The following is a 23,509-nucleotide window of genomic DNA, read 5'->3' as shown; positions in this document are numbered from 1 at the left end:
TGACTGGCGCGCCGGTCGCCCGACCAGAACAGCAGCGCGCTTTCATTCTCATCACGGATTGATCCCGCAGGATCGATCTCACGGCGGCACGGAGCGGTGAATGACGCGAGTATTGATCACTGGAGGTGCGGGATTCATCGGGTCGCATGCGGCCGACGCGCTGCTGGCGGCCGGCTATGAAGTCCGCCTGCTCGACAATCTCTCGCCGCAGGTCCACGGAGGCAACCGCCAGCGTCCCGCCTATCTTGCCAAAGACGCGGAGCTCGTCGTCGGTGACGTCACCGACGCTCTCGCGGTCGATCATGCGTTGCGCGGCACCGACATGGTCCTGCATCTCGCATCAGCAGTCGGCGTCGGCCAGAGCATGTACGACATCGAACCCTACGTCAGAACCAACGAGCTCGGTACCGCCGTGCTGTTGCAGACACTGTCCAAGCGCCCGGTCGCGCGGCTCGTGGTGGCCTCGTCCATGAGCATCTACGGCGAGGGCCTTTACCGGAGCGCCGATCAGAGCGTGGTCGCCTGCGAGGAGCGGGCGGTCGAGCAGCTTCGCCGCGGCGATTGGGAGCTGCGCGATGCAGCCGGTAACCCGCTCGATCCTGTCCCTACGCCGGAGACAAAGCAGCCTTCGCTGAGCTCGATCTATGCGCTCAACAAATATGCGCAGGAGCGCATGTGCCTGATCACGGGCAAGGCTTATGGCATCCCGACCGTGGCGCTACGCTTCTTCAATGCGTTCGGGCCGCGTCAGGCCCTGTCCAATCCGTATACCGGCGTGCTGGCCATCTTTGCCGCCCGGCTGCTCAACGGCCGCCCTCCCCTCGTCTTCGAGGACGGCCGGCAGCGCCGCGATTTCGTCCATGTCCATGACGTTGCCCGCGCCTGCCGGTTGGCGCTGGAGGCGGAGCACGCGCAGGACGTCTTCAACGTCGGCTCGGGCCAGAGTCGCACCATCCTGTCGGTCGCGGAGGATCTGGCCGAAGTCATGGGGCGCCGCGACATTGCGCCGGAGCTGACGCGGAAATATCGCGCCGGGGATATCCGGCACTGCTTCGCCGACATGGGAAAATCCCGCGACGTGCTCGGCTTCGAGCCTCGCGTCGCATTCAAGAACGGGCTCGAAGAGCTGGCGGAATATCTCGCCGACCAGATCGCTGACGATCAGGCGGAGCGAGCCACCAGGGAGCTGCAGCAACGAGGATTGGTCGCGTGATGAGTGAACGAGACAACAGACCCGTCCTGATCACCGGCGGATGCGGGTTTATCGGCTGCAACCTCGCCGACCGCCTCGCGGAGCGCGGCGAGCCGGTGCTGATCCTGGATAATCTCGCCCGCGCCGGCGTGCGGGAGAATGCGCAGTGGCTGAAGTCCCGGCATGGCGACCGGGTCACAATCACCGTGGCCGATATTCGCGAGCCGATCCCGGTGATCGACGCCGTACGCGAAGCCCGCGCCGTGCTGCACTTGGCCGCCCAGGTCGCCGTCACCGACAGCGTGAGCGATCCGGCCGCCGATTTCGAGATCAACGCGCGAGGAACTTTGAACGTGCTCGAAGCCGTGCGCCTCCACAACAACGCAGCGCCGATCGTGTTCGCCTCGACCAACAAGGTCTACGGACGCCTGATCGACGATGGCGACATCGCGCTCACCGGCCGGCGCTACACGCCGACAAGCGACCTGCTCGCCGCCGGCATCTCGGAAAATGCGCCGCTCGACTTCTACAGTCCCTATGGATGCTCCAAGGGAACGGCGGATCAATACGTCCACGACTATGCGCGGGTCTATGGCCTCCAGACCGTCGTGATGCGGATGAGCTGCATCTATGGGCCCCGTCAATTCGGCACCGAGGATCAGGGCTGGATCGCGCATTTCCTGCTGAGCGCCATCCGCAGCCAGGAGCTGACGATCTATGGCGACGGCCATCAGGTCCGCGATGCGCTTCACGTCTCCGACGCGGCCTCGGCCTGGCTCGCCGTGCTCGATGGCATCGCGCTCGCCCGTGGACGCGTCTTCAATCTCGGCGGCGGTCCGGCCAACGCAATCAGTCTGCTGGAATTGATCGACCGCATCACCGATCTGACCGGCCGCAAGGTGGCCTATCGCTTTGCTGATTGGAGGCCGGGGGATCAGCCCTGGTACGTCACCGACACGCGCGCGCTCTCCAGCGCGCTCGGCTGGGCGCCTCAGGTTTCGTTCGCAGACGGCCTCCGATCCCTTCACACCTGGCTGGACGGCCGGTTCGGATCGTCACAAGGCAACCGCGAGGCGCTGGCATGACGCGTGTTGCCCTCATCAATCCAAACTGGGATTTTGGCGGCAGCATCTATTTCGGCTGCCGATCCCCTCACCTTCCGCTCGAACTCGGGATCTCCGAGCATTACCTGAAGGCGGCCGGGCACAAGACGCTGCTGCTCGACGCCCACATGTTCGATCTTTCCCTCGCCGATATCGAAGCCGAGCTGCGCGCGTTCGGCCCCGACCAGATCGTCATCACGACGGCACCGACCTATCTGTTCTGGCGCTGTGCCCCTCCCGAGCTCCGCGTTCCGCAGGAGCTCGCGATGGCGGTGCGCGATTTGGCTCCGATCCTCATCGCGGTGGGCCCGCATGGCTCGACTGTGCCAAGGACCGCGCTTCGAAAGCTCGGCACCGACATCGTCGTGATGGGCGAGTGCGAGGCGTCCTTGCTGCGTCTCGCCAATGGCGAGCGGGACTTTCCGGGCCTGTGCTTCGCCGATGGCGCATCGCTCCGTGTCAATGGCGGCCCGCAGGCCGTCGCGTTCAAGGATCAGCCGCCGCTCGACTGGCCGGAGGAGATGATCCGGCGGCACCATCATCACCATCATCGTTTCGAAGCCGAGCCGCAGGCGCCGGGAGCCGAGGTCGAGTCGTCCAGGGGATGTCCGTACAACTGCACCTTCTGCGCCAAGGAGAATTTCCGCAACGCTTACCGCAAGCGGCCTGCCTCCATCGTTCTCGAAGAGATCGACGGCCTGCGTCATCAGGGCATCGAATACGTCTATTTCATCGACGAGATTTTCCTTCCGAACGCGGAACTGCTGGAAGGGCTGACCACACGCGGGCTGAAGTTCGGAGTGCAGACCCGCATCGACCTCTGGAGGCCGGATATGCTGGCTCTGCTCGGCCGCGCCGGCTGCGTCTCGATTGAAGCCGGCATCGAGAGCCTGACCGTCGAAGGACGCGCCGCGCTCGCCAAGAACTGCAAGATGACGACCGACCAGCTTGCCGAACGGCTGGTCGAAGCGCGCCGTCACGTTCCTTTCGTGCAGGCCAATTTGATCGAAGTCCCCGAGGACGATGATCCCGTCGTGCAGCGCTGGCGCCGCACCATGCAGGATGCCGGCATCTGGGCCAACGATCCGGTCCCGCTGTATCCCTATCCGGGCTCGCCGGATTATCGAAAGCTGTGGGGCGAGCCCGACGATTTCGCCTGGGAGCGCGCACACCGGCACTATCTTGCGATGTTCGACCAGTTCAGCGACGTGCAGAACGATCGCCCGGTCCCGCTCGAGACTCTCGAACTGCAGGTGACATCATGAGCCGCAGCTCGCAGCTCAGGATCCTGATGACGACCGATACCGTCGGGGGCGTCTGGACCTACTCGTCCTCTCTTGCTTCGTCCCTTGCTGCGAAGGGCGCCGACGTCACCCTTGTGACGATGGGTCCGCGCGCGCGAGCCGGCCAGCTTGAGATGCTGCGTGGCTCGCGGGTCCGCCTGATCGAAACGGACCTTGCACTCGAATGGCAGGACCCGGAAGGACGAGATCTGCCCCAGGCCAGGCGCGTCCTTGCGAAGCTCGAAACCGGAATCAGGCCCGACGTCGTTCACCTCAATAGTTTTCGCGAGGCGACCTTCGCTTGGCGCGCTCCGGTGGTCGTCGTCGCACATTCCTGCGTCAACTCCTGGGGGCTCGCCTGCCGCGATACGAGCTGGCTCGGCGAACCGAAATGGCGCGGCTACACCGAGCGGGTGACGGCCGCACTCGACACGGCACAGGCCTGGGTTTGTCCCAGCCAGTCCTTCCACGACGACATTGCGGAAATTTATCGGCCTCGCTCGCGCGGCATCGTGATCTGGAATGGAATTGGCCCTCAGGGTCTCGCGGGACAGAAGCAAGACATGATCTTTGCGGCGGGCCGGCTCTGGGACCGCGCCAAGAACATCGAGGTCCTGGCGACTGCCGCGCCTGGGCTGGACTGGCCCGTTCAGGTGGCCGGGCCGGCGAACGAGTGCCCTTCGGCTTCCGTCACCTGGCTCGGGCATTTGCCTCACGAAGCCATGCGCGCGCACTTGCAGCACGCCGCTATCTTTGCCAGCCCCGCGCTCTATGAGCCGTTCGGCCTCTCCGTTCTGGAAGCCGCGGCGGCGGGATGCGCTCTCGTCCTGTCCAACATTCCCACTTTCAGGGAATTGTGGAGCGGGGCCGCGCTGTTCGTCGACCCCACCGACAGCAAGGCGCTGCATCGAGCACTCGCGGATCTGTGCACCGACGATCGCGAGCGAGTGCGGCTGCAACGTGCCGCCTTTGAGCATTCCCTGACCTACTCGCTGACCCGAACCACGAGCGCCTATTTCAGCCTCTACGAGGAGCTGCTTGCTGACCATCACGCGCCCGCCCCCATGGAGGTACGCGCATGAAATGCGTTCTGTTCTACCACGCGTTCACCTCCTGCTGGAACAACGGCAATGCCCATTTCCTGCGCGGCTATGCCCGCGAACTTCACGCGCTCGGTCATGAAGTCGTCGTGTTCGAGCCGATCGACGGCTGGAGCCGATTGAATGCGATCCGCGAGGGTGGCAGTCAAACGATGGAGGATATTCCAACGCTATTTCCCGGCATCGGCATCCGCCGCTACGATGCCTCCCTTAATCTCGATGAAGCCTTGCACGGCGCCGATCTCGTCGTCGTCCACGAATGGAATTCGCCTGATCTAATCGCAGACATCGGATCGAGACGGGCTCACGGCGCTCCGTTCACGCTGCTGTTCCACGACACCCATCATCGCGCCGTTAGCGCACCGGACGAACTTGCGCAGTTCGACCTCGACGGCTTCGACGGTGTGCTCGCCTTCGGCGAGGTCCTTCGTCAAATCTATCTGAAGCTCGGCTGGGCCGACCGGGCGTTCACCTGGCACGAGGCGGCCGACATCGCCCTGTACCATCCGCTGCCGCATGTCGAGCGCACCGACGATGTCGTCTGGATCGGAAATTGGGGCGACGGCGAACGCAGCACCGAGCTCAACGAATTTCTGGTCGAACCCGTGGCCGAGCTGAAGCTGCGCGCGGGGGTCTATGGCGTCCGCTATTCGGACGGGGCGCTCGACACCATTCAGGCGGCAGGCATTCGGTATGGCGGCTGGCTGCCCGCACACTGGGCTCCCATCGCTTTCGCCGGCGCACGCGCGACTGTCCACGTTCCCCGCGGCCCCTATGTCCGCTTGCTTCCGGGCATTCCAACCATTCGCGTCTTCGAGGCGATGGCCTGCGGCATTCCACTGGTCTCGGCCCCCTGGTCGGATGCGGAAGGCCTGTTCCCGGAAGGTGCCTATCTCAGCGCCTCCGACGGCACCGAAATGAAGCGGGCGCTTCGTGCGCTGCTCGATGACCCGGAGTTATGGTCCTCCACCGTGGAGACCGGACTCCGGACAATCAAGGAACGTCACACCTGCCGTCACCGGGCGGAGCAGCTTGTCGGCATCGTGCAGGACCTCCGGGCCACAGGCCACTCCAAAAAGCCCCTGCGATACATCGGAGCCTCCGCATGAAGATCTGCTTCTTCGGGTCCAGCCTCGTCTCATCCTACTGGAACGGTGCTGCCACCTATTACCGCGGCATGCTGAAGGAGATTGCGGCCCTCGGCCACGACGTCACATTCTTCGAGCCCGATGCCTTCGAGCGCCAGGCCCATCGCGACATCGACGATCCGGACTGGGCGAAGGTGGTGGTCTACGCCGCGACGCCCGACGGCTGGCGAAGCTCGCTTGAGGAAGCGGCCCGCTCGGCCGACATGCTGGTCAAGGCCAGCGGCGTCGGCGTCTTCGATCGGGAGCTGGAGAACGCGGTCGCCGAAATTCCGTCGAATGCGATGCGCATCTACTGGGACGTCGATGCCCCCGCGACGCTGGAATCGGTGGCGGACAATCCAGACCATCATCTGCGCCATGCGATCCGGTCCTACGACATGGTTTTGACCTATGGCGGCGGCGATGCTGTCGTATCCGCTTATCGCGGCATCGGCGCGCGAGACTGCGTGCCGATCTACAATGCGCTCGACCCCGCCACGCACTTTCCGGCGCCGCCCAATGCGCACTTCACCTGCGATCTGAGCTTGCTGGCAAACCGCCTCCCTGATCGCGAGCAGCGCGTCGAGCGGTTCTTTATCGATGTCGCCTGCCGATTGCCGGACAAGACATTCGTGCTCGGTGGATCGGGGTGGGACTCGAAAAACACGCCAGCCAATCTGCACAAGGTCGGGCATGTCGGGACCGGCGACCACAACGCGTTTTTCGGCTCCGCTCTGGCTACGCTGAACGTCAATCGCGATAGCATGGCCCGCTACGGCTTCTCGCCGCCAACGCGCGTGTTCGAAGCCATCGGTGCCGGAGCCTGCCTGATCACCGACCAGTGGGACGGCATCGATCATTTTCTCGAACCAGATCGCGAGGTGCTGGTGGCCGCGAGCGGGGCCGAGGTCGCAGAGCATCTTGCCGCACTGCGCCTCGACCGGGCTCAGGCGATCGCAGCGCGCGCTCGTGCGCGCATTCTGAGCCATCACACCTACCGGCAGCGCGCGCGCCAGTTCAACGATCTCTTTGCCGCAAGCAGTTCGCGAATCGAGGCAGCAGAATGAAGCTCACCATCGTCGTCGTCGGTCTTTCGGTTACTTCGTCCTGGGGCAACGGTCATGCCACGACCTACCGCGCCCTGATCGAAGCCCTGGCACGACGAGGTCACCACGTCACGTTTCTGGAACGCGACGTCCCCTGGTATCGCGAGCATCGTGATCTTGCCAAGCCTTCCGCTTGGACCGTCGAGCTTTATCAATCCTTGAAGGACATCCCGCAGCGTTTCGGCAAGATAATCCGCGATGCCGATCTGGTGGTCATCGGCTCCTACGTGCCCGACGGCATCGCGATCTCCGAATGGATCACGACCCACGCCAGGGGGATTACCGCCTTCTACGACATCGACACGCCAGTCACGCTTGCCAAGCTCGAGCAGGGCTTGGACTATCTTTCCGCGGCGATGATCCCGCGCTTCGATCTTTATTTGTCCTTTGCCGGCGGCCCGGTGCCCGGCATGATCGAGGAGAACTATGGCAGTCCGCTGGCTCGGGTGCTGTATTGCAGTGCCGACACCGACATCTACGCGCCACAACGCGTGGAGAAGAAGTGGGCATTAGGCTATCTCGGAACCTATAGCGAGGACCGGCAACCGGTTCTGGAGCAGTTGTTGCTCGCCCCTGCTCGCACTCTGTCACGCGAGCAATTCGTCGTCGCCGGGGCGCAGTATCCCGATGAGGTGGTCTGGCCCGCCAATGTCGCCCGGATCGAGCACCTCACGCCCAGACATCATCCGGGATTTTACGCAGAGCAACGCTTTACGCTAAACGCCACCCGCGCCGACATGCGCGCGCTCGGCTTCTCGCCCAGCGTTCGGCTGTTCGAAGCGGCCGCGTGCGGCACGCCCGTCATCTCGGACCGGTGGCCTGGAATCGAAACCGTCTTCGAGCCTTTCCGGGAAATCCTGCTCGCATCGAGCCCCCGCGACGTCGTGGAGATCCTGCGCGACATGCCCGAGGAGCAAAGGCGCACGATCGCGGAAAACGCACGGCGCCGCGTTCTGGCCGACCACACCTCCGACCATCGCGCCCGGCAAGTGGAGACCTACTATGCCGAGGCATCGGTCCGTCGCCGCCGGAAAGCCCCGCAACTTCCCGCCTCGCGTCCCATGCAGGTCGCCCAAATCTGAAAGGCAGCACCATGACACTTCAGACCCGCATCAACGCGTCCCGCCGCTCCCCCACCGTTCTGGTGGCCGGCGGCGCCGGCTTCATCGGATCCCACCTCTGCGACTCGCTTCTGCAGCGCGGCCACACCGTGATCTGCCTCGACAACCTGTTTACGGGAAGGATCGACAACATCCGGCCGCTGCTCAATCATCCGAATTTTCGCTTCATCGAACATGACGTGCGCGATCCCGTCGAGATCGAGGGCGACATCGACCGGATCTACAGCCTCGCCTGCCCGGCGTCGCCCCGTCACTATCAGAAAGATCCGGTCGGCACGATGAAGACGTGCGTGCTCGGCACCATCAACATGCTGGAGCTCGCGCAGCGGAAAGGCGCGCGGGTGCTGCAGGCATCGACTAGCGAGATCTACGGCGATCCGGAGGTCCATCCCCAGCCAGAAACCTATCTCGGCAACGTCAATCCGATCGGGCCCCGGGCCTGCTACGACGAGGGCAAGCGGGCCGCGGAAACGCTGATGTTCGATTACCATCGCATGTACGGGGTCGAAATCAAGGTCGCGCGCATCTTCAACACCTACGGACCCCGGATGCTGGAGAATGACGGACGCGTGGTCTCCAACTTCATCGTGCAGGCACTTCGCGGAGAGCCGATCACGATCTATGGAGGTGGTACGCAGACCAGGAGCTTCTGCTTCGTCGACGATCTCGTGCACGGCCTCCAGCTGCTCATGGAGAGTTCGTCTTCGATTACCGGTCCGTGCAATCTGGGCAATCCCCACGAGGTCACCATCGAGGCCATTGCGCGCGACGTGCTGGCGTACACGGAATCAATTTCCCCGCTCCGGTTCGAGGAGTTGCCCAAGGACGATCCAAAGCGCCGCAAACCGGTGATCGACACAGCCGTTCGAGCGCTGGGATGGCGCCCGCGCGTGGCGCTCAAAGACGGTCTCAAGGCGACGATCGCCTATTTCGCCATGCGCATGGCCGGGGAAGCGCCGGCACTCGTTCCGGCCATTGCACCGCGCCGGGGCGGACGTACCGGGGCACGCGGCAAGCTGACGATCGCCGATCGGCAGTGATCAGCGGAACTCCTCGCGAGCCCTCAAGCCCGTGAAGCAGCCGCGCCGCGGACCGACTTGCAGAGGTTCTCGAGATGGTACTGGTATTCGGAGATCGCGCGGTTCGCCATCCGGATCCGATTTTCCTGGCCTTCCTGGACCATCATGGTGATGCGTTGGGCTAGAAATACGCACGCATCGAATTCATCGTGGATCGCTCCACTACGGGCGAGAAAGTCCCATGCGATCTCATAGGCCTGTTCGGCAGCAGGATTGCGGTAGTCGTTGAAGATGATGTGCGTCATGACAGCAAAACGCGGATGAGAGGGTTTCGGTCCTGCGAGCCCATATGACAGCGCAGCCAGCCTCGGCGGCCGATACATGCCCGTAGGAACGAACGATTCCTGCCCGTGTTGACCCCGCAGTTCCTACCGACGGCTTTTTGTTCATGGTCAAGGATCTATCGCGTGAAACGGAGAAGGACGGCACCCGGAAGCTGATGATGGCGGGATCGGGAGTGGCCGCGGTCCTGTTTGTGGGTTTCATCGTCTGGTTCGCCGTCCCGCAGATGTCCGGGGCAACGGACTATCTGGGCCGCCCCTCCACAGGAGCCGGCTGCCTCAACGATCAGCAGCGCGAACAGCTCCGCTCCATCCTCTCATCAGCGCATGACCCCGCGATGGATCGCCCGAATTTCGAGATGATGATCGGTACTTCCGTGCCGCGCCAGTACGCTGATCGCGTGCCGCCGCATCGACGGATTGTAGAGAGGACAGCTTATGCCGAAAGCAAAAGAACCTGAAAACGATCCGAGAGAAACCCCGGTCGACGATCCGCGACAGCAGACCGATTTGCCAACCCACCGGCAGACGGACCAGCCTTGGCAGGGGAATCCCGAGAAGGAGCAGATCGACCCAAAGCGTCCCCCGATTGATCTGGAGCGGTGGCAAAAATCGAATACCCACTAGCTGCGACGCACGTACCTCGTTCACGCGTCGAGCTCATGGATGGTGGGCCGCAGGTCGCCCTCATCCGGATCGAGCGTTGCCAGCGTGATCGGCAGCTTGAAGCGCCTCGGACCGGCGCTTCCGGGATTCAGGAAAAGCACTCCGTTGATCGTGTTGACCTGCACCCGATGCGAATGTCCTGATATCACCACGTTCACACCGGTTGCCGCAGGGTCGATGGCCAGCGTCTTGAGATCGTGCAGAAGATAGAAGCAACGAGCGCCGAGGTGCACCGTTTCGGTTTCGGGATAGCGCCTCGCCCAGCTGCCGACGTCGACGTTTCCCCTGATGGCGGTGACGGGTGCTATTCGGCAAAGCCGCTCCAGAACCTCCGGCGCGCCGATATCACCGGCGTGGAGGATATGCGACACTCCCGCAAGACAGCGCTCGGCCTCCGGCCGGAGAAGGCCGTGCGTATCCGAGATCACTCCGATTCTCGTCAACATGTCAGGCCGGGACTTCAGTGCAGGACATCCATTGGCACTTTCCCGATCTCCTCACCCTCCTGGTTCGTGACCGGGATGGAAAAATGACGATTCCTGAGTTCGGGACGCTCCGCGAGGCTTTTTCTCGGACAACGCAGTCCCGCAAGCGGGGCTCCGACCGCTACGGGTCAGGAGTACAAAATCGCAGGAGATAGTAATTAGGGATGCAAAATCGCGGAATTTGGTAGCGGGAGAGGGAAACGCTACCAGGTCCAAGTTGAAGCAAAATCTTGAGATTTTCCAGCACGTTGGCCGGATTGGAGTAGCGGATTTGACGGTGTTACATCCCATCCGGATGTCTCACGCCAGCTGCCTCCGGAAAGGCTGCCAACGTGTCTCGTCCCTCCTACCTCGCCCGGCGCGGCGACGGTCGCTATTTCCTCCAGATTCGGTTGGGGAAACAGGCCGCTCGGCTCTTTGGGCTCCCCCTTCTTCGTGTCAGCCTCAGGACCGGGAACTTCAATGAGGCGAGGCGCCGGCTGGTGGATAATCTCGATTGGGTACAGGAGCTGATCGAGGCTCCCGACCTGGAAGCCATGGGAACCGTGCTCGACGTACGGCTGCAGGCCAATGTCGGCCGCGGCTCGCCGGCTGACGAGCGGCTTTTGGCCGAGCGCTGCGCCTTCGAGCATGAGGTCCGACGCTTTCTCACGCGGGCGCAGGAACGCGGCTACGCCTACGCGATGCACTTTCCGCAGATGCCGACCCTTTGGGTCGACTTCGTCAACCAGAACAAGGCCGCTGAAACCAGCATTGCCCGGCTCAATGTCCGCCGTTCCTACGAAGCCGGCCGCCGCGAGGCCACCGAAGCAACCAAGGAAGGCTGGGCGTCGGAGCCGAAGGCGGCTTTGCCAGCACGTCGGGACGGCTTCGATCCAGTTGCCATGATCGATCGGCTCGTTCAGGACGCAGTGGCTCAGCGCGTGGCCCAGCTGGTACCGGCCAATGTCGCCCCGTTGGCGCCGTCCATCGCACCGCTCGCGGTTACTGCCCCGACTCAGCCGACCAACTCCGACGATCCGACCGCGAGCAATTCCGATCGCATGTCCTCGTTGCTACGGGAATTTCTGCGGCCGGCCAGCCGAAAGCGCCAGCACACGATGAAGGGCCGCGGCGAGGCCGAGGCCGTCGTGCAGTTCGCGATCGATTTCCTTGGCGATCCCCGGATGAACGAGCTCACCGACGACAAGTGGAAGCTGCTCGACGAGGCGCTGCCCGACATTCCGAACCGCAGCAACATCCCGCGCGAGGCTGCAAAAACACTCTTCCAGCGCTTCAAGTACGCGGAAGACCGCGGCTGGTCCGAGCTCACCCGCGTCACCACAACCACGATCAAAAGCAGGTACTGGGGCGGTCTGTACAAGTTCATCGATTGGACCATCCAGGAGAAGCGCTACAGCGGAGCGCGCTACACGTTTGAGTGCATCGACCCGGAGAACCTGGCACCGCTGCCGCGCGACGCGTTCGATGATGACGAACTGCTCAAGCTTTTGACGCAGCCGCTGTTCACCGGCTGCAAGAACCGCATGCACGTCTGGCAGCCGGGCGGATACCTGGTGCAGTCCCATATCTATTGGGGTTTTCTGATCTGCATCTTGACCGGCATGCGACCGGGCGAGGTTGGCCAGATCAAGTGCGCCGACATCAGGACCGACAATCAGTTCTTCTATTTCGATCTGAGACCATTCGATGCGCGGAGCGGACGCGTTGCCCTGCAGGACTTGCGTAACCTCAAAACCAACGCGGCCGGTCGGGTCATTCCCGTTCATCCTTTGCTGATCGAATTAGGCTTGCTCGAGCGGATGCAGGAGTTGATGGACAAGGGCGAGGAACGCCTGTTTCCCGAGTGGGACGTCTACATCAGGAAAGATGGCACGCAGCGCTGGTCTCAGCCGCTGAGCAAGTCGTGGCAATACGCAAAGAAGCTTTTGAAGTTGAGCCGCGCCGACTTGACGCTTTACAACACGCGGCACCTCATGGCCGATTGGCTCGACAGCGGCGGCATCGCTCAGCGGACGCGCGACCGCATTCTCGGGCACGCCAGCGACGTTCGCGGTCGTTATGGCCGCAAAGGCATTCTCGATCCGCAAATCGCGGCGAAGATCGAGGCGCTCGAACCGCCAGTGATCAAGCGGATGAGGGAGATCCTGCTCGCGGCGAAGAATCGCGCCGACGCCGGTGGGCTCACGGTCCTAAAGACTTATTGAGTTTTCGCCGGCCTGAATGGCGAACCTAAAACGATTCGAATCGCAGCCTGACGGCGCGGCAGAAGCCCCGGAAGAACGTGATCGACCAGGGCAGTCGCGCCGGTCGTCGCGCTGCCGACGGTGTTTCCCGTCATGTCGACGTCCCGCTCGCCCTCGGCGCTATCGGGCTTCTCGTCGGCTGCAGAGGACCACGACGCTTTCTTGCGCAAACACGGAGAACTTCCCGAGCGCAATCAACGGCGGCCCCTCTCCCCTACCTTCGAGCACGTCGGGTGGCCGCTCTCGGCTGGACCTCGTTTCGCCGGAATAGGCACGCGCTGATATACGCCGCCCTAGCCGGCGCCCAACTCAAACTTCATCGCCTCATGATTGGTGATGACTTCTCGCACGACCAGCGCATGCAGCTTCTGGACAAAATCCGGATCGAGCCCGCTCTGGGCGGCTAGGGTGCGAAGCCGCTTCAATTGCGCCGCTTCACGTCTGGGATCCCGAGACACCAGTCCATGTCTGGCCTTGAGCTCTCCGATCGCATCAGTACAGCGAAAGCGTTCTGCGAGCAGGTGCACCATCGCCGCATCCAGATTGTCGATGCTGCGGCGCAGCTTGGCCAGATCGCCGGCAAACTCCTGGTCATCATCCGTCATCGATGGGCACCTCCAGACAGCGTCGCGGCGGATAACCCGCCCTTCTGCAGAATGAAGCCCGCGATCTCATCGACACCTTGGCCACTCTTCAGATTGGAGAAAACGAACGGTCGCGCGCCTCGCATCCGTCGTGCGTCTGCTTCCATGATTTCCAGATTCGCGCCCACCAGGGGAGCCAGATCGATCTTGTTGATCACCAGCAGATCGGATCGCATGATCCCCGGCCCTCCCTTGCGCGGGATCTTCTCTCCTGCGGCGACGTCGATCACGTAGACGGTCAGGTCCGCAAGCTCCGGGCTGAAGGTGGCGGCGAGATTGTCACCGCCCGACTCGACGAAGCAGAGCTCCGCGTCCGGAAACTTCAGGTTCATGTCATGGATCGCCGCCAGGTTCATCGATGCGTCCTCCCGTATGGCCGTATGCGGACAGCCACCCGTTTCCACTCCCATGATGCGCTCTGCCCCCAACGCTTGCGCGCGAGTCAGAATGAGCTGATCCTCCTTAGTGTAGATGTCGTTCGTGATGACGTAGATCTCGTAGAAATCACGTAGGTGCTTGCACAGCGCCTCGACCAGCGCCGTCTTTCCAGAACCGACCGGACCGCCGATTCCGACGCGCAGTGGCCCGTTGGTTGCCGGAATGCCAAGTGTGCGGAGAGACCTGCTCTCGCGTTCAATCGTTCTCATGACCGAAACAACCTCGTATACTGGAGCTCGTGCGCGATGGACGCGAGCTCAACCATCAGGCCCGCCGAACCGAGATCGTTGACCGTCTCACGGCTTGCGATTTCACTGCGCGACAGGATCGCCTGCTCGAGCGCCGCGATGGCAAGCTGACCATCGGTCTGACCGAGAGGCACCAATCGCACGCCCGCGCTCACCAGATTGGCGACGTAGCTGTGCAGGAACGCCGGTAGCGCGATTTCGACGGCAATCCGTTCGCGCGCCGCTCGCGCTCCGAGCAGGACAGCCAACACCGGCGGACATCTCGGGTCGGAGAACATGTCCAGAATTCGATCCGGCCAGACACTGCGAAGGGTCGTAAGGCAGGCAGACGATTGTTGTGCGGATTCGAGCACGAATTCGGATGTGCCGCGGGAAGCGGCTGCGAGTTCGGCCAGATCCGGGAGTTTGTCCTCGGTGCCTTCGGCCACGCATCGGTAGGCTTCGTTAAAGAAGATTGCTTCGTTTCGGCCGGAGCCATAACAGAGGTCGGCCTCGAGCCAATCGATCAGGCTGCGCCGATCGGAGACATAGCCGGCCTCCACGGCCCACTCCAGTCCGTGCGAGTAGCTGTAGGCCCCGTTCGGGAACGCCGGCGAGAGCCAGCTCTGCAACCTCAGGAACGCCAGCGCCTTGTGTCCATAACTTTCGTCTGTCATCGCACCACCATGCCGGCAACGCGTCAGTACATGAAATAGCGCTGCGCCATCGGGACCACATTCACCGGCGGGCAAGTGAGGAGCCGTCCGTCGGCCCGCACCTCGTAGGTTTCGGGATCGACTTCCATATGGGGCAACGCGTCGTTGAGAATCATGGAATGCTTGCCGATCGATCGCGTGTTCGCGACCGGCAGGAGTTGCTTTGCCAAGCCCAGCTGTCTCGTCGTTTCGAGCGAGGCCTGACTGACGAAGGTCACGGAATTTCTGCCGGGAGAACGGCCAAAGGCGCCGAACATAGGCCGGTAGTATTCCGGTTGAGGCGTCGGTATCGATGCATTGGGATCGCCCATGATCGCGGCGACGATCACGCCGGATTTCAGGACCATGTCGGGTTTGACGCCGAAGAACGCCGGATCCCAGATGACGATGTCCGCGAGCTTTCCGACCTCGAGCGAGCCAACATAACGTGACATTCCCTGAACGATAGCCGGATTAATCGTGTATTTCGCGACGTAGCGCCGAGCCCTGAAATTGTCGTTATGCCCGGTCTCCTCCGGCAACCGCCCGAACTGCTTTTTCATCTTGTCGGCAGTCTGCCACGTCCGCGTGATCACCTCGCCGACGCGCCCCATCGCCTGGCTATCCGACGACACGATCGAGAACGCGCCGAGATCGTGCAGGATGTCCTCTGCGGCGATCGTCTCCCTTCGTATGCGGCTCTCCGCGAAGGCGACATCCTCCGGGATACGGCGATCCAAGTGGTGGGTCACCATCAGCATATCGAGCGCTTCGTCGAGCGTGTTGGCGGTGTAAGGACGCGTTGGATTTGTCGAGGCTGGGATGACGTTCCTCTCGCCGCAGACCTTGATGATGTCCGGCGCATGCCCGCCGCCGGCCCCTTCCGTATGGGCCGCATGGATCGTCCTGCCCTTGAACGCGGCGATCGTGCTCTCGACGAACCCGCCTTCGTTCAGGGAATCGGTGTGGATCATGACCTGCACGTCCATGTCGTCGGCGACAGAGAGACAGCAGTCGATCGATGCGGGCGTTGCGCCCCAGTCTTCGTGCAGCTTCAAGCCACACGCGCCGGCTTCGATCTGCTCGACCAGGCCCGCGGGTACGCTCGCATTGCCCTTTCCGAAAATGCCGAAGTTCATCGGGAACCCATCCAGCGCCTCGAGCATCCGATGGATGTGCCATGGCCCCGGCGTGCAGGTCGTCGCCGTCGTCCCTGCGGCAGGCCCGGTCCCACCACCCATCATGGTTGTGACGCCCGAGAAGAGCGCCTCGTCGATCTGCTGCGGGCAGATGAAATGAATGTGCGTATCCATTCCGCCGGCGGTGATGATCTTGCCCTCGCCCGCGATGATTTCTGTCCCCGGCCCAATGATGATCGAGACACCCGGCTGTATGTCGGGGTTGCCCGCCTTGCCGATGGCGGCAATGAGCCCGTCCTTGATCGCGATGTCGGCCTTGACGATTCCCCAGTGATCGAGGATCAGCGCGTTGGTAATGACCGTATCGACCGCTCCCTGCGCGCGCGTGAGTTGCGATTGTCCCATGCCGTCGCGAATGACCTTGCCGCCACCGAACTTTACCTCCTCGCCATAGATCGTGAGGTCCCTCTCGGGCTCGATGAACAGGTCGGTGTCCGCCAGGCGCACCCTGTCGCCGACCGTAGGGCCGAACATCTGCGCATAGGAGCTACGGCTCATCGTGTGGGACATATCTTCCTCACCTTATTCGTTGGCGCCGGGCGCATCGGTCCCTGATTCCAGAGGTCCCATCACGCCGCCGCTGAAGCCGTAGATGCGCCGCGCTCCGGCAAACGGAATCAATGAGACCTCGCGCGACTGACCCGGCTCAAACCGCACGGCCGTCCCGGCCGGGATATCGAGGCGGCACCCACGGGCAAGGGATCGATCGACCGCGAGTGCGGCGTTCACTTCGGCGAAGTGATAATGGCTGCCCACCTGGACCGGCCGGTCGCCGGTGTTGGCTACGGCAATCGATGGTCCGGTCCTGTCCCCGTTCAGGACGACGTCGCCGTCAGCCGGAATGACCTCCCCGGGGATCATGCCACGCCTCCAAGCAGCAGCAGTCCGACAAGCCCGGCGCATACGCCCGCGGCGCGAAGCAAACTTCTTCTGGCCGCGTGTGCTCCCCAGAACCCGATGACCATTCCGGTCAGGAGAAGAGCGGCGGTCGCCGTTGTGAAGCCGATCAGGTAGGGAACAAGCATCGAGGCGGCTTCAGTTCCATGTGCGTGACCATGAAAGAACGCGAACAGCCCCACGGCCGCCGCGCCCAGCATCACGGGCATCCTGAATTCGAACGCAACGAACGCTCCAAGTGCCACCACCGAGAGGCTGATCGCCGCCTCCACGAAGCCCATCTGAAGTCCTGCGCTTGCCGCAGCGAAGCCGCCCAGCATCGCGATCAGAAAAGTCAGCGGCCACACGGCTCTCGCGGATCCGCCCACAAGCGCGCTCCACGTTCCCACCAAGGTGATCGCAATCAGATGATCCGCGCCGCTGAATGGATGGACGAGACCGGCGTCGAACGAACTGCCCGCGTCCGGAATGGGATGAGCGAAGGCCGGCGAGGCAAGCACGCTCAGCGCGACGACACAGAACGGTAGGATACGCATCATCAGCTCCTATCGGATCGGGTTGTGCACGGGGACGAGCTTCGTCCCGTCCGGAAACGTTGCCTCCACCTGGACCTCGCGGATCATTTCCGGGATACCCTCCATGACCTGGTCGCGGCGCAGAAGCCGGCCGCCTTCAGACATCAGATCCGCGACCGATCGTCCATCGCGGGCACCTTCCATGATGGCATCCGCAATCAATGCTATGCTTTCGGGATAATTCAGCTTGACGCCTCGCGCGAGCCGGCCGCGCGCAACGATCGCGGCGAGGGCGATCATCAGCTTGTCTCGTTCCCGTGGTGTCAGATTCAAATGCTCCTCCCACTTGGCCGCGCTGCTAACAGGACCACATCTTCGGCACTCCGAAGGGACCGGATCCGAGTTCATGGTCGAGTTGATCGAGGAAGCGGCGCAGACCTCGCCTGAGATCCACGCTTGCAATCGCGGCGACCCGGACCACGATGATCGCGCCCACGATCGTGACGCCGCACGCACATTCCAGGGAAGCACCGATCTCGCGCAATCTCTCGAGCCGGGCCTCAAGACCCGGACCGAAATAGATCATTGTCGCGACCGCCTTCCAGTTCGAGAGCAGCGCCGTCTTCCGAAGCTGCAGGAGGGCCTGGTCTGACGCGAGGAAGCCATCTGCCCATACCAGACGGCCGTCGACCCTGACGCGCCAGCTGTCCAGGATATGTCCGGCAAGAACCTCCTCGCCGCTTTCGATGCGGCCAAGAACCAGCCACTCGAGGGCAATCAATTCGGTGCCCGAGCTCAGATCGATCTCGGTCTGTCGCGCGATCCGCGCCTGGTCGAAGACGATGGTCTCTTGTGGAAGCCACGCAAGCCGAGCACGTCCCTCAGCCCTTAACCGCGTCCGGATGCGGGCAGGCCGATCGAGCGCCCGATAGACCTTCTCCGCGGCCTGTGTGGTCACTGCGACTGACGCATTGCCTTGAGCGACCACCTCGATCCTGATCTCGTCGCCGCCTGCAACACCACCCGAGGTATTGATGAGGACCGCTTCCTTGCGCCGACGATCGTCGACATTCGGGAACGCGACGGCCATCGGAAATTTCTGATAGACGTCAATGATCTCCGTGCCGTTTGCCTCGCCGGAGAACACCACGCGAGCCTCCCCGGCAGCGCGCTGCAGATCGAGTTTTTCCGTGGCGCTCCGCCTTTCTTCCGGATGGCCGGGATAACCCGCGGATGTACCGCGAGAGCGCTCGTGAATTGCTTCAAACATCCGTCTCGCGGCTCGTGATTGACCTTGTGTGTCTCGCATGTCGGCGAGGGGGAGGCCGAGCGTGGAACGGCAATGCCGACCACGCCCGGATCTCGTGTCGCGAAGCCAGGATCAGAAACCCGCAAGCCCCTGGGAGCTGTTGTAGGGGATCTTGACGCTGCTAATCTCCTTCAGCGAACCGTCGGGCTGGGTGCTGTAGCTGACCAGCTTCGAGGCGTTGCCGTAGATCTGATAGAGATAGGCGCCGTCCGGCGAGAGCCAGCTATCGCTGGGACCGCTCGTCACGGTTCCGTTCAATCCCCTCGCGGTGCCGTCGCCGGGGACCTTCGGGCACGCCGGATCGCACGCAATCTCCAGGCCGCTACCGTTGATCCGGTAGCTGCTGATGTTGCTGTATCCGAAATTCGTCGCGTAGATCGTGCGATCATCGGGCGAGACGGCGAGCCAGCACAGCTCGGACGGAAGACCCGCGCTGGTGTCGATCTTGACGAGCGGACCGATCTTGATCGAGCCGTTCTTCTCGATGGTGCAGATCGAGCATCCGTCGCCAACGGCATAGCCGATCACAAACGTATTCGGGCGCTGATGCAGGAACGCGATGTAGAACGGAGAACCGCCCTTCGCGTCGTAGAACCTGGCCGTGCCGAGCGAGCCGTCCTTTTGTAGGGCGAACACAGCGAGGCCGTCCGGATCCGGCGCATTCGACGCGATCGAGTGCAACGCGCCGCCGGCGCGCTGGACCCAGAGAATCGGCGAGCCGTCGGGATACAGGCCGGTGAGCGCGATCGGCTCATCGAAAGTGGTGCCGACGAGCACCAGCTCCTCGTTGGGCGAGACCACGACCATGGTGGAGACACGGTTGCGCTTGCTGTACGTGTTGACCGAGTATCGCTCAGGCCGCGTCTTGAGCATGCCTTCGGCATCGACTGACATCAGCCGAAGATGATCCGGTCCGAACGAGTGCAGCACGAAGAGGGTGCGGGTCGACGGAGCGAAAGCCAGCGATTTGGCCGTGCCGCTCCTGCCATCGACCGGGTTGCCGGTCGACTTCACGTCGAGCAGCGTCAGATGACCGTCGCTATCCAGGCGGAAGCTCGAAACGGAGTTGTCTCCGCCATTGGTCGCAAACATGAAGCGCCGATCGGATGTTATGATAACGCTTCCCGCGCCCTCAAAGGAGTTGGGCGCGCTGTCCTGGCCGCTGATCGGCTTGAATTCACCGGAGCCGGCGCCGCCCGTCTTGATGCGCGCGACCTCGGCCAGCTTGCCGTCCGCCTGTCGCGTGTAGTGAATAATGGCGTTATCGATCTCGTTGGTCTGGATATAGAGATGTCCAGTCTGCCCCTTCGACATTCCCATCTCACTCGCCGTCGCTTCTTTAGCCATCTCTCGCTCCTTTGATGATTGGCTTTGGTAAATCGAATGACTTTCAGTGACCCGCACCATGGCTATGGCTTCAACGGGGGGTATCCATCGACGTAAACCCAGTCGGACGTCCGCACGGGCACATGGCACGCCTGGCATTGAGCCTTGTAATTCGTCGTTGTCGTTTTTGAGCGATCGCCCGCGTCGAACCAGGACCATCCCCAACCGTCGCCCCAGAGCGGGCTCCCCGGGTGACTGTTCGCCGCGTCCTTCACCATGACGAACCAGCCCTTCAAAGCATCGGCGCGGCTGACGGTACCAGTCGTCATTTCAGAGGTTGTCGCCTTGAACACCTCCTTGACCAGCACCGCACCGTCCGGGAAGCGCTTGTCCTTCCGATAGGCGTCAATCACTCCCGGCGAGGCGTACACGACGTGAAGCTCCTTCGAGCCGTGACTGTCGTCTGCCGCAATCGCCCAGCTTCCGAGGAGCTGATAGGTCGTACGATAATCATCTGGCACGTGCAGACGCCCGTCGCGGTCGGCGACACTCGCACCGGTCGAAACAGCATCCACCGCGTTCGCCCACAGCTGTGACTGCCTGATCGCGGACGCGACTCCAAGGATCACGACGAAGGCAACACAAGCGGCTTTGAGGACTTTCATGCCGATCTTCCGCCCATTGCGCGCTCAGCGCGCGTCCTTGTTGTCCAGCAGCGGATAGAACTGGGTCCAGACCTCATCCTTCTTGGCGTTGGCGATATGGCAGTAGGCGCACTCGTCTTTCGACTTCACCTTGGCCATCGACGCCTTTGGTTCGTGGTGATTGAAGTTGAAATAGCCCCACCCGTTGGTGTCGGCGAAGCGCTTCGAGTCCTTGACGGTCACGTCGGCGCCGTTCCACTTGCCCGGGAAGTAGCCACGTCCCGACGCTTCCGTTCGCGAGCCGTCGGCATTCTCCTGCGGCAACGTCAGCTGCAGCTCCTTGAACAGTATCGTCCCCTCGGGGAATTCACCGGTCTTCTTGTAGATCGCGTACGAGCCCGGCTCGATATAGACGTTGTGGAATTCCGGGAAGTTCGCCTGCCCGCCGTTGAGGGCGTTTGGCGTCAGCGGCGAGCCGACATAGACCCACTCGTGGAAATTCTTCGGCAGAAGCAACTGCCCGTCCGCGGTATATTCCGGCAGATAGCGCGTAACGCTCTGGGCATTGGTATCCTTGAGCGATCCGAAGAACAGGATCGTTGCGACCGCACTGCCTGCGATGACTGCCGCTGCTGCCTGGACTCTCACGCGCATTGTCTTCTCCCGCGACTGCGGCCGAACGCGCGAGGCGCCGGCACGATTGACCTGTCGAGAGATGACTTAGCCAGTCGCGCAAGATCTTGCGCGTTGGGGATTGCCTTCGCTTTGGCCATCTTGATGCATTCGGTGCCGAACTTGCGATCGCCGAAGAGGTTCACACTTCGGAAGCAAGACGCGCGGCCCAATCGGCGCTGCGACCACGGCGCGGACGGCCATGGAAACGACCGAGGGTGCAGGGTCAGCGGGTGAGATCCGAAAGCGGGGTTGCTCTCAGGTGCCGCATCACTTGAGAACGTTCGCTGCACGGGGAGGACGGCTTTGCCCTCATATGGCCTGCCAATGGCTGGAGACCGATTGGAAGTGTCGGCAGGCGCGAAGCCGCCGGACATCGATTCTGCGGGTGGGTTGACCGATGGATCACGCAGATCGTTCGTTATACCCGCAGGGGGCGCTCGCGGCAGATCCGGTAATTGTCCTGCCAGGGACGAAGCCGCTCGAAAGCCGCGCTCGCGGCCAGTACGTCGAAGTCGGCGTTTCGCCGACCTATGATTTGCATCCCGACCGGAAGACCGTCGGACAAACCCGCCGGGATCGAGGCCGCCGGATGGCCTGTGAAGTTGACGAAGTAGGTCAGGCACCATCCGATGAGAGGATCTATGTCGAAACCATTGATCGAATTTGGTCCAGCCGTGTTGCCATCGCTGGCGTTGTCGACCGGCGGGCACGCGACAGTCGGCGTGACCAACAGATCGAATCTCTCAAGGACGTTCTGGAAGGCATCGTAGACCTCCGACCGGACGGCCTGGTCGCGGAAGAAATCGAGCCCCGACATGCGATTGGTCTTCTCGACCCAATCCATGTATTCGGGTGGAAAGTCGTCACGATGCTTTCCGAACAGATCGATGCCGTCGCGCTTCATGTTCTCGATCGCCTGCAGGTTCAGAAGCATGTAGAGACGCGACCAGACGTCGCTCAGCTCCCGTTGCGGGCGGGCGATGCCGAGCTTCACTTCCTCAACGTGAGCGCCAGCTTCCTCGAACGCCTGTACCGCGCGGCGGACCGTCTCCGCGACTTTCCCGTCGACCGGAAAAACGTCCAGATTCGGACTATAGGCAATCTTGAGGCCACGGATTGAACGACGGGTCGCCGCGGTGAAGTCGACGGGCGGCTCGATCAGGCTGAAGGGATCTCGTGGATCAGGGCCGGCAAGTACGTTCAACGCGATGGTGGCATCTTCGACCGTCCGCGTGATGGGCCCTTCGAACAGGAACGGAGAGTCGGCCACTCCGAACGCGTTGGGGCGCACGAGAAACGGCACGCGTCCGAACGACGCCTTGTAGCCATACACTCCACACCAGGCGGAGGGGATTCGTATCGAGCCGCCAGCGTCCGTACCTTCTGCAATGGGTAGCAGTCCATCGGCGACCGCCGCGGCGCTTCCTCCGGATGAACCACCCGTGTTTTTGGCAAGATTGAACGGGTTGCGCGTGGGACCGAACAGATAATTGTCGCAGGTGCCTCGGAATCCCATCAGAGGGCTGTTGGTCTTGCCGAGGAACACAGCTCCGCCACGCTTCTCCATGCGCTCGCAGAACACGCAGTAACCGTTCACGACGTGGTGCTTGAGCGCGCGGATGCCGCCCAGGCTCGCAGGCCAGCCCGGCTTGAAGTCGAACAGATCCTTGAGCGCCGACGGGATGCCATGCAGTGGCCCCCACCGCTCGCCGGCGACCAATGCGCGCTCGGCCTCTTTCGCTCTCGTGCGGGCGCCGTCGAAATCGAGATAGACCAGCGCATTCAGGCTCGGATTGCGCGCTTCGATGCGCCGGATGAACGCATCGACCACTTCAACCGGCGACAGATCACGCCGCCGGATGCGAGCTGCCAGCTCGTGCGCGGTGAGGTAAGCGAGTTCGTCGGAATGCAAGGGTTGGCTCACGCTCGACATCGTTTCCTCCTTTTGAACCACTTCAGGACGAAGCCGCATTTGACATTGAAACAGTTCCTGACTGCGCAGCCGCGATTGCTTCGTCTTTCGCAATCTTGATGCATTCACCGCGACGGCCATCGACAAGGCACCGATCAGGGTTCATGTGCGCTTACGTGAGCTGCAGATTAAGCCGACGCGCGTTCGGACATCCTGCGCATCACCGCACAAGGGCACGC

Annotated in this window: 26 protein-coding genes; 11 read left to right on the top strand and 15 right to left on the bottom strand. The window is 62.6% G+C overall.

Annotation, left to right across the window (positions count from 1 at the left end):
- The first annotated feature begins 100 nt into the window (after positions 1–100).
- Genes ABIB90_RS12835 through ABIB90_RS12800 form a run of 8 tightly spaced genes read left to right on the top strand, consistent with a single transcriptional unit; the run spans position 101 to position 9,072 of the window.
- Positions 101–1,213, top strand: coding sequence for an NAD-dependent epimerase/dehydratase family protein (locus ABIB90_RS12835; RefSeq protein WP_354160273.1), 1,113 nt, complete (start codon positions 101–103; stop codon positions 1,211–1,213).
- Positions 1,213–2,277 (top strand): GDP-mannose 4,6-dehydratase, encoded by a 1,065-nt coding sequence (locus ABIB90_RS12830; protein ID WP_354160271.1) that lies wholly within the window; start codon positions 1,213–1,215, stop codon positions 2,275–2,277. The genes ABIB90_RS12835 and ABIB90_RS12830 overlap by 1 nt, the downstream gene beginning before the upstream one ends.
- Positions 2,274–3,560 carry a TIGR04295 family B12-binding domain-containing radical SAM protein gene (locus ABIB90_RS12825; RefSeq protein ID WP_354160269.1) on the top strand — a complete coding sequence of 429 codons (1,287 nt, stop codon included), beginning with the start codon at positions 2,274–2,276 and terminating at the stop codon, positions 3,558–3,560. The genes ABIB90_RS12830 and ABIB90_RS12825 overlap by 4 nt, the downstream gene beginning before the upstream one ends.
- Positions 3,557–4,660: a glycosyltransferase family 4 protein gene (locus ABIB90_RS12820; RefSeq protein WP_354160267.1), complete on the top strand. Its 1,104-nt coding sequence runs from the start codon at positions 3,557–3,559 to the stop codon at positions 4,658–4,660. Before ABIB90_RS12825 ends, ABIB90_RS12820 begins: the two co-directional genes overlap by 4 nt.
- Positions 4,657–5,787, top strand: coding sequence for a CgeB family protein (locus ABIB90_RS12815; protein WP_354160265.1), 1,131 nt, complete (start codon positions 4,657–4,659; stop codon positions 5,785–5,787). The genes ABIB90_RS12820 and ABIB90_RS12815 overlap by 4 nt, the downstream gene beginning before the upstream one ends.
- The gene (locus ABIB90_RS12810; RefSeq protein ID WP_354200778.1) at positions 5,784–6,872 is read left to right on the top strand and encodes a CgeB family protein; all 1,089 of its coding nucleotides are present in this window, start codon (positions 5,784–5,786) and stop codon (positions 6,870–6,872) included. Before ABIB90_RS12815 ends, ABIB90_RS12810 begins: the two co-directional genes overlap by 4 nt.
- A complete protein-coding gene (locus ABIB90_RS12805; protein ID WP_354160261.1) occupies positions 6,869–7,993 on the top strand; it encodes a CgeB family protein in 1,125 nt (374 codons plus the stop codon). The genes ABIB90_RS12810 and ABIB90_RS12805 overlap by 4 nt, the downstream gene beginning before the upstream one ends.
- A gap of 11 nt (positions 7,994–8,004) precedes the next feature.
- Complete coding sequence (locus ABIB90_RS12800) at positions 8,005–9,072, top strand: UDP-glucuronic acid decarboxylase family protein (protein WP_354160259.1); 1,068 nt, start codon at positions 8,005–8,007, stop codon at positions 9,070–9,072.
- Positions 9,073–9,095: 23 nt separating this feature from the next.
- Here the strand turns inward: ABIB90_RS12800 and ABIB90_RS12795 are convergent, their stop codons facing one another.
- Entirely contained in the window at positions 9,096–9,356 is a 261-nt protein-coding gene (locus tag ABIB90_RS12795) for a hypothetical protein (RefSeq protein WP_219681643.1), read from the bottom strand.
- A gap of 143 nt (positions 9,357–9,499) precedes the next feature.
- Between ABIB90_RS12795 and ABIB90_RS12790 the strand changes: the two genes are divergently transcribed.
- Positions 9,500–9,853: a hypothetical protein gene (locus ABIB90_RS12790; protein WP_354160257.1), complete on the top strand. Its 354-nt coding sequence runs from the start codon at positions 9,500–9,502 to the stop codon at positions 9,851–9,853.
- Positions 9,831–10,019, top strand: coding sequence for a hypothetical protein (locus ABIB90_RS12785; protein ID WP_007596149.1), 189 nt, complete (start codon positions 9,831–9,833; stop codon positions 10,017–10,019). The genes ABIB90_RS12790 and ABIB90_RS12785 overlap by 23 nt, the downstream gene beginning before the upstream one ends.
- A 20-nt stretch (positions 10,020–10,039) precedes the next feature.
- On the opposite strand, the gene ABIB90_RS12780 is transcribed toward ABIB90_RS12785, so the two are convergent.
- Positions 10,040–10,504 carry a metallophosphoesterase family protein gene (locus ABIB90_RS12780; RefSeq protein WP_354160255.1) on the bottom strand — a complete coding sequence of 155 codons (465 nt, stop codon included), beginning with the start codon at positions 10,502–10,504 and terminating at the stop codon, positions 10,040–10,042.
- A gap of 521 nt (positions 10,505–11,025) precedes the next feature.
- Between ABIB90_RS12780 and ABIB90_RS12775 the strand changes: the two genes are divergently transcribed.
- The gene (locus ABIB90_RS12775) at positions 11,026–12,750 is read left to right on the top strand and encodes a site-specific integrase (protein WP_354200777.1); all 1,725 of its coding nucleotides are present in this window, start codon (positions 11,026–11,028) and stop codon (positions 12,748–12,750) included.
- Here the strand turns inward: ABIB90_RS12775 and ABIB90_RS12770 are convergent.
- From ABIB90_RS12770 to ABIB90_RS12710, 13 genes are all read right to left on the bottom strand, one after another.
- Positions 12,744–12,959 (bottom strand): hypothetical protein, encoded by a 216-nt coding sequence (locus ABIB90_RS12770; RefSeq protein WP_354200776.1) that lies wholly within the window; start codon positions 12,957–12,959, stop codon positions 12,744–12,746. The genes ABIB90_RS12775 and ABIB90_RS12770 overlap by 7 nt on opposite strands.
- A 123-nt stretch (positions 12,960–13,082) precedes the next feature.
- Positions 13,083–13,394 (bottom strand): chorismate mutase, encoded by a 312-nt coding sequence (locus ABIB90_RS12765; RefSeq protein ID WP_354160247.1) that lies wholly within the window; start codon positions 13,392–13,394, stop codon positions 13,083–13,085.
- Entirely contained in the window at positions 13,391–14,080 is a 690-nt protein-coding gene (gene ureG, locus ABIB90_RS12760; protein ID WP_354160246.1) for an urease accessory protein UreG, read from the bottom strand. The genes ABIB90_RS12765 and ureG overlap by 4 nt, the downstream gene beginning before the upstream one ends.
- Complete coding sequence (locus ABIB90_RS12755) at positions 14,077–14,661, bottom strand: urease accessory protein UreF (RefSeq protein WP_354160245.1); 585 nt, start codon at positions 14,659–14,661, stop codon at positions 14,077–14,079. The genes ureG and ABIB90_RS12755 overlap by 4 nt, the downstream gene beginning before the upstream one ends.
- 137 nt (positions 14,662–14,798) lie before the next feature.
- Positions 14,799–16,502 carry an urease subunit alpha gene (ureC, locus tag ABIB90_RS12750; protein ID WP_354200774.1) on the bottom strand — a complete coding sequence of 568 codons (1,704 nt, stop codon included), beginning with the start codon at positions 16,500–16,502 and terminating at the stop codon, positions 14,799–14,801.
- A 12-nt stretch (positions 16,503–16,514) separates the two neighbouring features.
- On the bottom strand, positions 16,515–16,853 hold the full coding sequence (locus ABIB90_RS12745; protein WP_354200773.1) for an urease subunit beta: 339 nt from the start codon (positions 16,851–16,853) through the stop codon (positions 16,515–16,517).
- Positions 16,850–17,428, bottom strand: coding sequence for a HupE/UreJ family protein (locus tag ABIB90_RS12740; RefSeq protein ID WP_354200772.1), 579 nt, complete (start codon positions 17,426–17,428; stop codon positions 16,850–16,852). Before ABIB90_RS12740 ends, ABIB90_RS12745 begins: the two co-directional genes overlap by 4 nt.
- A 6-nt stretch (positions 17,429–17,434) precedes the next feature.
- Positions 17,435–17,737, bottom strand: a complete 303-nt coding sequence (locus ABIB90_RS12735; RefSeq protein ID WP_354160237.1) for an urease subunit gamma — start codon at positions 17,735–17,737, stop codon at positions 17,435–17,437.
- A 25-nt stretch (positions 17,738–17,762) separates the two neighbouring features.
- Entirely contained in the window at positions 17,763–18,674 is a 912-nt protein-coding gene (locus ABIB90_RS12730; RefSeq protein WP_354160235.1) for an urease accessory protein UreD, read from the bottom strand.
- A gap of 111 nt (positions 18,675–18,785) precedes the next feature.
- Positions 18,786–20,060, bottom strand: coding sequence for a beta-propeller fold lactonase family protein (locus tag ABIB90_RS12725; RefSeq protein ID WP_354160233.1), 1,275 nt, complete (start codon positions 20,058–20,060; stop codon positions 18,786–18,788).
- A 62-nt stretch (positions 20,061–20,122) separates the two neighbouring features.
- A complete protein-coding gene (locus ABIB90_RS12720) occupies positions 20,123–20,704 on the bottom strand; it encodes a cytochrome P460 family protein (RefSeq protein ID WP_354200771.1) in 582 nt (193 codons plus the stop codon).
- A gap of 24 nt (positions 20,705–20,728) precedes the next feature.
- Complete coding sequence (locus tag ABIB90_RS12715) at positions 20,729–21,337, bottom strand: cytochrome P460 family protein (protein WP_354160229.1); 609 nt, start codon at positions 21,335–21,337, stop codon at positions 20,729–20,731.
- A 439-nt stretch (positions 21,338–21,776) separates the two neighbouring features.
- On the bottom strand, positions 21,777–23,291 hold the full coding sequence (locus ABIB90_RS12710) for an amidase (RefSeq protein ID WP_354200770.1): 1,515 nt from the start codon (positions 23,289–23,291) through the stop codon (positions 21,777–21,779).
- Positions 23,292–23,509 lie beyond the last annotated feature (218 nt).

This window comes from Bradyrhizobium sp. JR4.1, assembly GCF_040548605.1.
GTDB lineage: Bacteria > Pseudomonadota > Alphaproteobacteria > Rhizobiales > Xanthobacteraceae > Bradyrhizobium > Bradyrhizobium canariense.
This window is presented reverse-complemented; position numbering and strand designations above follow the sequence as displayed.